Origin of the sequence: uncultured Psychroserpens sp. (assembly GCF_947492715.1) — a bacterium.
Classification (GTDB): Bacteria; Bacteroidota; Bacteroidia; order Flavobacteriales; family Flavobacteriaceae; genus Psychroserpens.
The window spans coordinates 157,437-169,708 of sequence record NZ_CANLNS010000001.1 but is presented as its reverse complement, the minus strand read 5'-3'; the positions used below and the strand labels follow the sequence as shown (position 1 = coordinate 169,708).

13 protein-coding genes are annotated in these 12,272 nt (G+C 34.9%); 4 read left to right on the top strand and 9 right to left on the bottom strand.

Features of this window, described 5'->3' with window-relative positions:
* Positions 1-3 precede the first annotated feature (3 nt).
* Positions 4-429 (bottom strand): hypothetical protein, encoded by a 426-nt coding sequence (locus tag Q0787_RS00800; RefSeq protein WP_298900287.1) that lies wholly within the window; start codon positions 427-429, stop codon positions 4-6.
* On the bottom strand, positions 426-968 hold the full coding sequence (locus Q0787_RS00795; protein ID WP_298900286.1) for an RNA polymerase sigma factor: 543 nt from the start codon (positions 966-968) through the stop codon (positions 426-428). Before Q0787_RS00795 ends, Q0787_RS00800 begins: the two co-directional genes overlap by 4 nt.
* A 198-nt stretch (positions 969-1,166) precedes the next feature.
* Here Q0787_RS00795 and Q0787_RS00790 point away from each other — a divergent pair, with 198 nt between their 5' ends.
* The 4 genes from Q0787_RS00790 to Q0787_RS00775 all read left to right on the top strand — a co-directional run bounded on the left by Q0787_RS00790 (position 1,167) and on the right by Q0787_RS00775 (position 5,882).
* Positions 1,167-1,694: an inorganic diphosphatase gene (locus Q0787_RS00790; protein WP_298900285.1), complete on the top strand. Its 528-nt coding sequence runs from the start codon at positions 1,167-1,169 to the stop codon at positions 1,692-1,694.
* 116 nt (positions 1,695-1,810) lie between these two features.
* The gene (locus tag Q0787_RS00785; protein ID WP_298900284.1) at positions 1,811-4,195 is read left to right on the top strand and encodes a sodium-translocating pyrophosphatase; all 2,385 of its coding nucleotides are present in this window, start codon (positions 1,811-1,813) and stop codon (positions 4,193-4,195) included.
* Between the two features lie 82 nt (positions 4,196-4,277).
* A complete protein-coding gene (locus tag Q0787_RS00780; protein WP_298900283.1) occupies positions 4,278-4,829 on the top strand; it encodes a hypothetical protein in 552 nt (183 codons plus the stop codon).
* A gap of 42 nt (positions 4,830-4,871) precedes the next feature.
* Complete coding sequence (locus tag Q0787_RS00775; RefSeq protein WP_298900282.1) at positions 4,872-5,882, top strand: App1 family protein; 1,011 nt, start codon at positions 4,872-4,874, stop codon at positions 5,880-5,882.
* A gap of 2 nt (positions 5,883-5,884) precedes the next feature.
* On the opposite strand, the gene Q0787_RS00770 is transcribed toward Q0787_RS00775, so the two are convergent.
* The 7 genes from Q0787_RS00770 to Q0787_RS00740 are packed head-to-tail and all read right to left on the bottom strand — an operon-like array spanning position 5,885 to position 12,269.
* Positions 5,885-6,676, bottom strand: a complete 792-nt coding sequence (locus tag Q0787_RS00770) for a hypothetical protein (RefSeq protein WP_298900281.1) — start codon at positions 6,674-6,676, stop codon at positions 5,885-5,887.
* A 4-nt stretch (positions 6,677-6,680) separates the two neighbouring features.
* The gene (locus tag Q0787_RS00765; protein ID WP_298900280.1) at positions 6,681-7,709 is read right to left on the bottom strand and encodes a Rieske 2Fe-2S domain-containing protein; all 1,029 of its coding nucleotides are present in this window, start codon (positions 7,707-7,709) and stop codon (positions 6,681-6,683) included.
* A complete protein-coding gene (locus tag Q0787_RS00760; protein ID WP_298900279.1) occupies positions 7,709-8,122 on the bottom strand; it encodes a hypothetical protein in 414 nt (137 codons plus the stop codon). The genes Q0787_RS00765 and Q0787_RS00760 overlap by 1 nt, the downstream gene beginning before the upstream one ends.
* Positions 8,123-8,124: 2 nt before the next feature.
* Positions 8,125-8,337 (bottom strand): hypothetical protein, encoded by a 213-nt coding sequence (locus Q0787_RS00755; RefSeq protein ID WP_298900278.1) that lies wholly within the window; start codon positions 8,335-8,337, stop codon positions 8,125-8,127.
* A 1-nt stretch (position 8,338) separates the two neighbouring features.
* Complete coding sequence (locus Q0787_RS00750; protein WP_298900277.1) at positions 8,339-10,288, bottom strand: thiamine pyrophosphate-binding protein; 1,950 nt, start codon at positions 10,286-10,288, stop codon at positions 8,339-8,341.
* Entirely contained in the window at positions 10,288-11,523 is a 1,236-nt protein-coding gene (locus Q0787_RS00745; RefSeq protein WP_298900276.1) for a sodium:proton antiporter, read from the bottom strand. Before Q0787_RS00745 ends, Q0787_RS00750 begins: the two co-directional genes overlap by 1 nt.
* Entirely contained in the window at positions 11,523-12,269 is a 747-nt protein-coding gene (locus tag Q0787_RS00740) for a hypothetical protein (protein WP_298900275.1), read from the bottom strand. Before Q0787_RS00740 ends, Q0787_RS00745 begins: the two co-directional genes overlap by 1 nt.
* Positions 12,270-12,272: the final 3 nt, after the last annotated feature.

The following is a 12,272-nucleotide window of genomic DNA, read 5'->3' as shown; positions in this document are numbered from 1 at the left end:
TGTTTAATTTAATTCAGAATCTGATTGTGTAGAATTATGTCCTTCGTCTTGACTTGTTTGACGCTCTATGTACCGTTTGTAATAGGCATCACCTTCCTCTTTCCAGAACTTATCGTAATATTTCCATTTAGAAAAATCTGTTTTAGAATTATCTTTGCATTCGTTTTGTGATCTTTTTGACGACTTTTTACCGCCTCCGCCGCCACATCCTCCAAGAAGGAGTTTGAGTAGTATAAATAGGCCAACCGCTTGCCAATACGTTAACAAAGGAAGTCCAAAAATTAATGGCATTAGCCAATTCCATAGCCACATAATAACAAAGCCAAATAAAATGGCTAGTCCTGTTATGGCAATTATACCGAAGATAATCATTCCCGCTATTTCTATAGGAGACTTTTTTCTGAATTTATGAGTGAAAAAATTTGTCATGATTTATTAGTTTTATGTTTGTTTATTTCTATTTCAATTTTTTTATATAATATGCCTATGGCTCTATGTCTTCTCGACATTAAAGTGCCTTCTGGGATTCCCGTTTCTTTCGAAATTTCACTGTATGAATATCCTTCGAAATCAACAGCCAGAATAATATCTCTATAGGCTGGTTTAAGTGTTTCTATACAGGTTTTTAATACAGAGGACATTTCTTCTGACATGTAATTTTCATTAGATTGCTGCAATGTGTCAGATATATCTACAAGAGGACTATCTGTATCAATAGGTTCTGTTTTTTTTCCGGATCTCATAATATCAACAATCTTGTTTCTTATTGATCTATAAACAAAACCAGCTACGTTATTTATTGGAGCATATCTATCAGCTCCAGAAAATAATTTTAGAGCGACATCTTGAATAATATCTTCTGCATCACGATTTGTGGTGTCACTTATTTTAGCGTTCACGTAAATCTTGAGAGATTGATATTCTCTTCCGAAAAAATCTTTTAGCTTTTTACTGTTTTCTGATTCCAATGTTATTATACCTTTTTAAGAAGGCTCTTCAATATAAAAGACGACATTTTTTTATTCTATTGCATTTTTATTTATAAAAATTTTAAAAGTTTGGAATAGACGCTATATTTTAATTGCTAAACCCAAACAATACATTATCTTTGCAGCCCGAAAAAAGAATAAGAAGCCTCAGTAATAGGCACAAAAATATAAGAAGATATGACAGCAACAGGAAAACAGACCTTTGATGTACTAATAGAAATCCCAAAAGGAAGCCGTAACAAATATGAATATGATTTTGAACTTAACAAAATACGTTTTGATCGTATGTTATTTTCATCAATGATGTATCCTGGTGATTATGGATTTATCCCAAAAACACTGGCCTTAGATGGAGATCCTTTGGATGTATTAGTGATGGGTACAGAACCTACTTTTCCAATGTGTGTGATGGAAGTTAAACCCATTGGGGTGTTTCATATGGCCGATGAAAAAGGACCAGATGAAAAATTAATTTGTGTGCCAGTAACAGATCCAATTTGGAATAGTTATAATGACATTACCGATTTAAATCCGCATAGAAAAAAAGAAATCACACACTTCTTTCAAGTGTATAAAGACTTAGAAAAAAAGAAAGTAGATGTTGGCGGATGGGGAGATGCCAAAGAAGCATATGACATTTTAAATAAATGTGTAGATAGATATGAGAATAGCGAGCACAAAACAAATGGTGACTTTACCATTTAGTTAATACATTTGATTTAAGTGAGAAACCCTTTGTAATAAAAACAAAGGGTTTTTTAGTTTTAATGGTTTTCACTACTTTTGCCCAGCTAAATAACAAATCAAAATAAAATTATAATATGGAATCACTGATGATTTACATGCCAATAGCTTTGGCGCTTATAGGATTAATTTACATGATTGTAAAACAATCTTGGGTTATGAAACAAGACGCTGGAGATGGTAAAATGAAAGAAATTTCAGATCATATCTACGAAGGTGCATTAGCATTTTTAAATGCAGAGTATAGACTACTCGCTATTTTTGTAGTTATCGTAAGTATTTTACTTGCTGTAGTCTCTTTTGTAGTGCCAACAACACATATTCTTATCGTTGTTGCCTTTATTTTTGGAGCTGTTTTTTCTGCTTTCGCTGGAAACATTGGAATGAAAATTGCAACGAAAACAAACGTAAGAACTACGCAAGCAGCACGTACAAGTTTACCAAACGCACTTAAGATTTCTTTTGGAGGTGGAACGGTAATGGGGCTTGGTGTAGCTGGATTAGCAGTTTTAGGTTTAACAGCATTTTTTATTGCATTCTTCTACTATTTTATGGGTGGAGAATGGACCAATACTATGGACATGACTATCGTGTTAGAAACCTTAGCAGGTTTTTCTCTTGGGGCTGAATCTATTGCCTTATTTGCTCGTGTAGGTGGAGGTATTTATACAAAAGCTGCCGATGTAGGAGCCGATTTAGTTGGTAAAGTTGAAGCAGGTATTCCTGAAGATGATCCTCGTAACCCTGCAACGATTGCAGATAACGTAGGTGATAATGTAGGTGATGTAGCAGGTATGGGAGCCGATTTATTTGGATCTTATGTTGCAACAGTATTGGCTGCGATGGTTCTTGGTAACTATGTGATTAAAGATATGGGTGGAGATATTGTAGATCTTGGATTTGGTGGTATTGGACCAATCTTATTGCCAATGGCAATTGCAGGTGCAGGAATTATTATTTCTATCATAGGAACTATGTTGGTGAAAATCAAATCTAACGACGCTAAAGAAGCTCAGGTTATGGGTGCCTTAAATGTTGGCAACTGGACATCTATTATTCTTGTGGCTGTTTCTTGTTTTGGATTATGCTACTACATGCTTCCAGAAACTATGAAAATGGAGTTCTTTGGTGAAGGTTTACAAGAGATTTCTAGTATGCGCGTATTCTATGCAACGCTTGTTGGTTTATTTGTTGGTGCTGTAATTTCATCTGTAACAGAATTCTATACTGGATTGGGTAAAAAGCCAATCTTAAAAATTGTACAACAGTCAAGTACAGGAGCAGGAACTAATATTATAGCAGGTCTAGCAACAGGTATGATTTCTACATTCCCTTCAGTATTATTATTTGCTGGTGCTATTTGGGCGTCTTATGCATTTGCAGGATTCTATGGTGTTGCATTAGCTGCTTCAGCAATGATGGCTACTACAGCGATGCAATTGGCAATTGACGCTTTCGGGCCAATTTCTGATAATGCAGGTGGTATTGCTGAAATGAGCGAGCAAGAACCAATCGTAAGAGAACGTACCGATATTTTAGACTCTGTTGGTAATACAACAGCTGCAACAGGAAAAGGATTTGCTATTGCCTCTGCCGCTTTAACGTCATTAGCTTTATTTGCAGCTTATGTAACGTTTACTGGAATTGACGGAATTAATATTTTTAAAGCGCCAGTCTTAGCGATGTTATTCGTTGGAGGAATGGTGCCAGTAGTATTTTCTGCATTAGCAATGAATGCTGTGGGTAAAGCTGCGATGGAAATGGTACAAGAAGTACGTCGTCAATTTAAAGAAATTCCTGGAATTATGGAAGGTACTGGGAAACCAGAATACGATAAATGTGTAGCAATCTCTACACAGGCTTCTTTAAAAGAAATGATGTTACCTGGATTGTTAACTATTGGATTTCCTCTAGCTATTGCGTTCATTCCAATGTTATTTGGTATGGATCACTTGGCTATTGCCGAAATGTTAGGTGGTTATATGGCTGGTGTTACAGTTTCTGGTGTATTATGGGCTATCTTTCAAAATAATGCTGGTGGTGCTTGGGATAATGCAAAGAAATCATTTGAAGCTGGTGTTGAAATTAATGGTGAAATGACCTTCAAAGGATCAGATGCTCATAAAGCTGCTGTAACTGGTGATACAGTTGGAGATCCATTTAAAGATACTTCTGGACCTTCAATGAATATCTTAATCAAATTAACTTGTTTAATAGGATTAGTTATTGCACCAATTTTAGGTGGGCATACGTCTGAATCAGTATTAGTTGATAGCGAGATAGAAGCTGTTAATGAAAGAACTATCGATGTGTCGAAAGAATTAGCACAAACAACACTTACATATACTGAAATAGAAAACGCTAAAGAAGAAACAACATCTGAAGTTGAAGCTGATATGAAAGCCTCTGAAGCTAGTGTTGAAACAGTTAAGGAAGACACTAAAAGAGTGATAAAAGAATAACAACTGTTCAATTATATAAAAAAGAGCCACGTTTATCGTGGCTTTTTTTATGCATAAAAATCAGGTGTTTTTACCTAATTCTATGTCTAGAGATTCGTGTAATTTTATGAGACCAATGAACACTGCACATCATATAACTCATCTGCTTAAAAAAATTCAAGAGTTCCAAGTTATTAAATGTAACATGCATCATGAGCGCGTTGTTTTTAATGCCAATAGAAAACCTGTGTATCGAAAAACAGCTAATGAGTACTTTTTTGATCGTGTGAACCTGTGTGATGCTAAACTAAGAAAACAGCGCTTGGGGTGTGCACATTCTAGCGTCAATCAAAACTTTGCCAAGGTAATAGACGATTTAGCACAGCAGTTGCCAAAGAAAGCACAACAAATATTAAGGTTCAAAAAACAGTGCAATAACATCGTTAATAAGATTTATCAATTGGATCATGAAAAAGGACAATTAGAACATGATCTAGCACTTTGTAAGCTAACACCCGATACACATCAAGAAAACCAATTAGAGGTTGTATCTAAGCTCTTAAAACACCGACATGGCATACTCATGGACGAACTTTCCGTGATGAAGTCTGATATTGAGTTATTTATTAAATCAGTTCTCAATAACACCCACTAAAACTACCTTAGTTTTTTATGATTTTAGTATCTTGAACCTCTAATGTCTCAATTAGTGTTTAAAAAAGACCCTTTACAAATTATTACATTTCAAAGTTATGGTACAGATAACCATTTTTATATGCGCGGACGTGCCTTAGAAGATGAAACCATTAACTTAGAACAGAAAGGGTTGTTTGGTTTATTTATTAATTCATGGAAACGTTTTGAAACAGACGAAATTAAACATACCGAACTTAAAATAACACTTCCAAACGGTACAATCCTGAAAACTACTACTGACGATCATGGCTATTTTAAGGTTGATGAAAATGTAGAGGGCTTGACGAATTTAGCTGATGACGATGGTTGGCTCAATTTTGAAGTGGCCTATAATAATGTAAATATCAAAAGGAGTATCCAAAACTCTAACTGTTTTATTGGAGAGTTGTTAATTCCATCGGCCAAGGCAGATTACGGTGTTATTAGTGATATTGACGATACTATTATTCATACTGGTGTTGTATCAACATTAAAATGGAAGGTGTTACTAAATAGTATTTTTAAAAATGCAGGAAATAGAATCCCCCTTGAGGGCGCTGCCGAATTTTACTTTAAGTTACATAGAGGACAATCTGGTCATAATGCAAATCCTATTTTTTATGTAAGTCATAGTCCATGGAATTTATATCGTTATCTAGAGTTTTTTTTAAGACAGCATACATTTCCTAAAGGTCCTATACTATTAAGGAGTTTTAAGGATATTTTTAAAAAGAAATCTGGAGATCAACCGCAGAAACAAATTGAGATCATAAATATTTTAAAAACGTATCCAACACTACAATTTATTTTAATTGGAGACAGTGGCGAACGCGATGCAGATATCTATATAGATATTGCCAAAACGTATCCAGATCAAGTTAGTGCCATTTATTTACGAAGTGTAAAACACAAAAAGAAAATGATGCGTGTAAGAGGACTTTTTGAGAATTACAATCAAACACCTGTCTTGCTAGTAGAAAGTAGTGCTCAGGCTATTGAGCATGCAAAAAAGCATGGATTTATAGCATCGTAAGTCTAGTAAATATTTGAAACTTCACTTTTTACGTTTATATGCTCTGGACTTATTTTTAGTAGATACCAGTCTTCCATTTTCTCAATAGTTCCAGTAATTTCCGAAGGCTTCCCAATAAAAGGAAGTATGTCCTGATTTATTGCATTACCATTGAGATCTGTTAGCAAATAATAGGTTGCTATATTATTATCGTCGTTAGTTGCTAAGACAGGAGGAATACCACCAGAAATACAACGTACAGCACAACTTCTGTGAATTTTACCCTTTCCTGGCTTCATGACACCAAAATAACATTTCGGATCTATGATTTCACCTTGTAAGGTCATTTCACTTATAGTTGTCTTTTCGGGTAGTTTAGTATTAGTGTTTTTCGTTAAACTCACTTTTTCATCATTTGTGATTTGAATTAATGTTTTTCCATTATAATAAATCAAATTACCTTCAATGGTTAATGTCTTTCCGTTTAAATCTGGAATCTCATGTTGCAGTTTTTCTAAATACGGATTAGCACTAAACTTTCCGAAACCAAGAAGGAGGATGTTCTTATACGTGTCTTTTGCAACGTGAACGCGTAACATAGGGTATGGGCTTTCATGAAACGTTCCTGTTATTTTTGTCTCGCTTAGTAATTCGAAAGTCGCATTTTTAAATTGATTCTGAGAAAAACTAAATACTAATGCAGTTATAATGATAAGCCCAACAGCAGAAAGAACGAAACGCTTTAATGATTGCTTCGTTTTCACTCCTAAACTCCCCTCTATATAGGGCACGTAGAATTCGTCATTTTTTTTCATTTTCTTAATAATTACAGGGTTCAACTTCCGTACCTTCATCAAAAGCTTCTGGGTTAATATAAATCATATCGCCTTCAAGTTTTAACTGATAAGTGGCAACCTTTTCTGTAAAAGGAGGAGGTGATTGACCATTACTTGGTAAATATTGATATCCATGCCAAGGGCAAGTAATGCAACCGTCAATAATCTTACCTTCGCCTAATGGACCACCTTGGTGTTTACATACATTATGAATTGCAGAGAGTTTGCCATTGTATTTGAACACAGCTACACGTTGGTTTTTAACAGTAAAGATTTTGGCACGATCCTCTTCTATTTCTGAAATAGTACAAACTTTTAACCATCCTTCTTGTTCTTCCATTTTCATAGAGTCAATTTTTTGCTCTTTAAATGCTGTAATCAAATGAAGACTCGCCACTGTAAAGAAGCCTATTGTCATAATACCAATAGTAAGTGGAGATGTTTCTTGTTGAAAGGCACCCAAAAACATGTGAGCTATAATTAAAGCATAAGCAAAATACACCATCATGTGTAGTCTTTTCCAGACTTTCGCTGATAGGTTTCCAAGGAAAAAATCATGGCTAGTTGATGCCATCGCAAATAGAATAAGCAAGGCAATAAAACCTAAAACTTGGAACGGAAAATTGGTTAGAGAATTATAATCCATATTGGAAGTGAATATGGAATAGATGGGATTCACATCACCCAGAGCATGAAACTGAAATATTGAAAAACCACCATGAATAAATGCTGCAATAAACATACTAACGCCTAGATGTCTTCGGTTATATAGTATAGGAAGAAAATTAGAATTCAATCTTGCCAACGGACCAATAATTAAAATGATGTTGAGCATAATAATAGCGAGAGACCCGAAGGCACGAATCACTAAGGTTTCTATGGTTGTTTCAGAGTTAAAAATTAGAGTTATGGCAGCAAACAAAATAATATAAAGAAGCATGCTTATTATAATTATTTTGTCATATGCTTTCTTGTACTTATTCCAAAGTACTAATTGATAATCAAGTCCCATTAGAATATAAGTTTTGTGATTTCCGTGCCTTTTAAAGTGTCGAATACTAAAATGCCAGTGGCATCATTATTTAGATAAAAACTATAGGTTTTAGCTTTACTCATTGGCCCTAAAAAGCGACCTTTCTCTTTATTTTGATTAAGCTCATAAACTTCGGCTGAAGATGCTTTTAAAGGTGTTTTAATTTCAATATCTATTTTAATAGAATCCTCATTTTTTAATATAGCGGCTTTTAATACCTCGTTTTCATCTGTTGCTACAATACGATAATCACCTAATTCGAACGACATTTCTTTAGCTTGTTTATCAGTGAAAAATTCTAAATCTTTAACTGAAAAAAACATAATTATTGGCACTGTTATGATGAGAAGTAACCAAATAAATTTATGTGCTTTTCTTAATCCTGAAGTCATAACTAGGGAGTTTTAGATTTAAACAATCGACCAATTAAAAAAGGCCAAGTTACGACGACACCTGGAAACAATAAAAACCGAACTTTTGTTTTAGTGTTTTCCATTAAGGGATCTATTTTGGATGCGCCTCTAAAAAGAAAATAAAATCCAAAAAGTAATCCTATAATAAAGTAAACAGATAGAATTAATAAAAAAATATTGATGATGATTTCCATATTAAATAAGGTTAACGTCTGCAATGATTTCTAAAACTCCAGCTTTAGGTTGGGCATATAATTCTCGCATCGCGTCCTCCAACGCTTCTTGTTTTTCAACTCTTTTTCCCCAAGCACCACATGATTGCGCGAATTCAGCAAAATTTGGATTTGATAACGACGTTTTCCAAACATCAAATTCACCAGCGCGTTGTTCTTTAGAAATTTTACCAAGCTCATGGTTATTGATAACAATTAACTTCACAGGCATATTATACTTTACAAGCGTTGTTATTTCTGCTAAATACTGGCAAACGCCACCATCTCCTGCAACAGCAATTATTGGTCTTGTTTGTCCTACAGCAGCCCATGCGCCAATGGCTGCTGGCAGCGCAAATCCAATAGAACCTAAATATCCTGACATTAAAAAATCTTGGTTTGTAGGCTCAAAATAGCGACCAAAAGAATAAGCGTTATTACCAACATCAACACACATTACAGCATGTTCTGGTGTGAGTCTATTCATGGTTTCAAATACCGCAATTGAACTAATGCCATCATCTGAGGTTTCTAATAAACGCTTTTGTTTCTCGGCTTTCCAGATGTCCCAACGTTCAACGATTTCATGGCGTTGATCGTGAGTGTTAATATGTCCTTTTAATTCAGAATTAAATAACTCTAAGGTTCTCGAGATTTCTCCCCAAACCGCAACTTCAACTTGATGAAACTTACTTAAAGCTAACGGATCAAAATCTATTTGGATAATTGGTTTTTTAGGAGTGATTCCAGTATGATTAGAAAATGAGGCTCCAAAAACAATTAGCAAATCGGCTTCATTCATAAACCACGAAGCAATAGGTGTACCACTTCGTCCTAAAACACCACAACCAAGAGGATGATTGTCTGCTATTAAACCCTTTCCTTTAAATGTTGTTACCACTGCAGCATTTAAACTTTCTGCAAAATTAACAACAGCCTTTTTATGTGCTCTGGCGCCATGTCCCATTATGATTACAGGACGTTTTGCATTTTTTATCAAATTAACAGCATCATTAACAGCTTCTTTAGGTGGCGCAATTTCAAGAGATGTAATTCTATTTTTTGGGCCTTTTGCTTTAGATTTAGGATTTACTTTTTTCTCTTGAACTTCATCTGGAAATGTTAAGTGGGAAACATCACGTTTTAAAATAGCATGTTTCACCGCTAAAGACATGAGTTCTGCATGTCTACTGTCGCTTTGAACACGTTGATTAAATTCGGCGACAGTATTAAACCCTTGGACGAGGTCTACTTCCTGAAAATTTCCAGTGCCTACGACTTGAGTTTTTACTTGTCCTGTTAACGCTAAAATTGGTGCTCGATCTACCTTGGCATCCCAAAGTCCTGTATACATATTTGTTGCACCTGGACCTGCAATAGAAAAACAAGCGGCAGGTTTTCCGGTGAGCTTCCCATAGGCCGAAGCCGCAAAAGCAGCCGCACCTTCATGTCTAATGCCATAAAAATTAAGTCGTCCTTTTTCTTCTTGACGCCTCATGGCATCAGCAAATCCGAGGTTAGAATGTCCAACCATACCAAAGACTTTGTTTACACCCCAATTTACCATCGTTTCGACCATAATATCAGAGACCGTTGCTTCATGAGGTGGTTCTTCTTCTAAACCAACATAGATAGCATCATTTTCTTCTTTTACTGGGAAGGTGTCAATACCATCATCAAATCCTCCTGGTGGTTTACCAGAACAAGGGTCAAAATCCCAACCATGCCATGGGCAACGCAACATCCCATTTTCAATAGATCCTTCACCTAAAGGACCACCTTGATGTGGACAACGATTATCTAAGGCAGAAAATTTACCTTTATAATGGGTTAAACAAATGCCTTTATGGGCAGCTGTTACTGTTTTTACACGACCTTCCGGTAATTCTTTTTTATGACTTAATACTTTGTGCCAAACTACTTTTTTTTCCATTAGTTACGTTTTAATAATTTTGAAACCAGTTTTTCTATACTTAGACCTTGGGCAATAATTGAAAATACCACTACCACATAAGTAGCATATAAAATAATATCTTTTACTTCGCCTTCTGGAAGTGATAAAGCTAGGGCTATAGAAATGCCACCACGAAGTCCAGCCCAAGTTAGTATGATGCGCTCACTTTTGTTTGCTCTATGCGATTTTTTTAAGAATAGATTTAATAATATAATTGCAATATATCGTGCTAGAAGCACTACAATAATAGAAATGATTCCGAGTAATAAGTGATATATGTCAAACTCTAATGTAATCATTACAATACCAATAAGCACGAATAAAACAGCGTTAAAGATTTCGTCTAAAACTTTCCAAAAGATGTTTAAGTGATTTTTTAAATCTTCGGAAACAGTTTTGGCATGTAAGCTATGTCCGATGATAAGTCCTGCTACAACCATAGCAATAGCTCCTGATATATGTAGCATGTTGGAAAGCACATAGCCGCCCATTACAATGGCTAAGGAAATATGAACTGCAATTACCGCTTGTTTATTAACACTTTTAATACAGCGTTTACCTAAATGCCCCAATATAAAACCCATTAAGAAACCGCCTCCAGCTTCTTTGCCGAACTCTGAGGCAATATGTGATACATCAAACTCGTGCATCATTGTTGCCAAAGAAAGTACTGATAAAAATACAACAATACCAACGCCATCATTAAATAATGATTCTCCAACGATTTTAATCTCCATATGTTTTGGAGCTCCAGCTTTTTTTAGCAACGCTAGTACAGCAACAGGATCTGTTGGAGAAATAAGTGCACCAAAAACTAAGCTATATAAATAGCTTATGTCTAATCCAATAGATGATGCAACATAATAGAATACTGTTCCAATTATAAATGTAGATATAATAACACCAAAGGTGGCATAAACAAAAACAGTGATTTTTTCTTTTAATAACCCTTTTAGGTTCACATGTATTGCTCCAGCGAAGAGCAAAATACCAAGAAGAAAATCGAATAAAATGGTTTTAAAATCAATGCGCCTTGCAAACTCTGTGACATAATTGAAATAAGCATGGTCGATAAAATAGCTAGCGGCAAAGAGGAGTGAAACAATTATAGAAAGAATCATCACGCCAATTGTTTCTGGAAGCTTTAAAAATTTTGCATTTAAGTAACTTAAAAAAGCTGCTAGAGCAATTATACCAACAAATATTTCAAACATTATTTTTCAGAATTTATGTACGTATTAATAGCTGTTTGGCAAAAATCTATTGCCGATGATTTATCCAGTTCACTAATAGACATTGCAAACCCTTGCCATCCATCATTATAATAGGTCTTTTTAGTAGAACTATTAGTTATCGTTACATCAATAGGTTGATGACCATTATAGCCGCTTATATAAAAATAATAGTCGTTAATTATGGTGTCAGGAGTAGCCATGCCTAGACCGATAGAGCGTTTTTCTGTAACATTAATAAATGCTCCAGTATCAAAGTGATGAGGCCAGATTCTAATGGGGGATTTGTAATGATTAGCCTCCAGTACATTTGAAATGACATATTGCGCCAGATCTCTATTTTTAATCAAATGGTTTAGTTCATTTTGGTTTGTGATTGCGAAACTTGTAGTTTCAGAAATTGGTGGGTATGGAAGTTCGTAATGTAAGTTATAAGCATACGAATTACGCAAATCGTTTTTAGCGGCCATCTGAGATATCCATTCAACAATTTCTTTATGTTTAAGATTATTTAAAAGTAAATGTTCAGTGTTTCCATTGCTGTATTTCCATTCTAAGGAAAAATGCTCATAATTTAAACCAAGTTTATCTCCGTTAGGAAACGGATGCGTTTCTAAAGCGTGGTTTACCCATCCTAAATTGGTATGGCTATCGTCATCTTTTTTGGGAATAAAACTAATTGCTGCAGTTGCTAGATATTGCGCAGCTAAGTGCATTGTCGATTTCATAAA

What these genes read in the sequence shown, in the direction of transcription:
- Q0787_RS00800 (WP_298900287.1), bottom strand. Translation starts at nt 429, where the DNA reads ATGACAAATTTTTTCACTCATAAATTCAGAAAAAAGTCTCCTATAGAA.
- Q0787_RS00790 (WP_298900285.1), top strand. Translation starts at nt 1,167, where the DNA reads ATGACAGCAACAGGAAAACAGACCTTTGATGTACTAATAGAAATCCCA.
- Q0787_RS00785 (WP_298900284.1), top strand. Translation starts at nt 1,811, where the DNA reads ATGGAATCACTGATGATTTACATGCCAATAGCTTTGGCGCTTATAGGA.
- Q0787_RS00780 (WP_298900283.1), top strand. Translation starts at nt 4,278, where the DNA reads ATGTCTAGAGATTCGTGTAATTTTATGAGACCAATGAACACTGCACAT.
- Q0787_RS00775 (WP_298900282.1), top strand. Translation starts at nt 4,872, where the DNA reads ATGTCTCAATTAGTGTTTAAAAAAGACCCTTTACAAATTATTACATTT.
- Q0787_RS00770 (WP_298900281.1), bottom strand. Translation starts at nt 6,676, where the DNA reads ATGAAAAAAAATGACGAATTCTACGTGCCCTATATAGAGGGGAGTTTA.
- Q0787_RS00765 (WP_298900280.1), bottom strand. Translation starts at nt 7,709, where the DNA reads ATGGGACTTGATTATCAATTAGTACTTTGGAATAAGTACAAGAAAGCA.
- Q0787_RS00760 (WP_298900279.1), bottom strand. Translation starts at nt 8,122, where the DNA reads ATGACTTCAGGATTAAGAAAAGCACATAAATTTATTTGGTTACTTCTC.
- Q0787_RS00755 (WP_298900278.1), bottom strand. Translation starts at nt 8,337, where the DNA reads ATGGAAATCATCATCAATATTTTTTTATTAATTCTATCTGTTTACTTT.
- Q0787_RS00750 (WP_298900277.1), bottom strand. Translation starts at nt 10,288, where the DNA reads ATGGAAAAAAAAGTAGTTTGGCACAAAGTATTAAGTCATAAAAAAGAA.
- Q0787_RS00745 (WP_298900276.1), bottom strand. Translation starts at nt 11,523, where the DNA reads ATGTTTGAAATATTTGTTGGTATAATTGCTCTAGCAGCTTTTTTAAGT.
- Q0787_RS00740 (WP_298900275.1), bottom strand. Translation starts at nt 12,269, where the DNA reads ATGAAATCGACAATGCACTTAGCTGCGCAATATCTAGCAACTGCAGCA.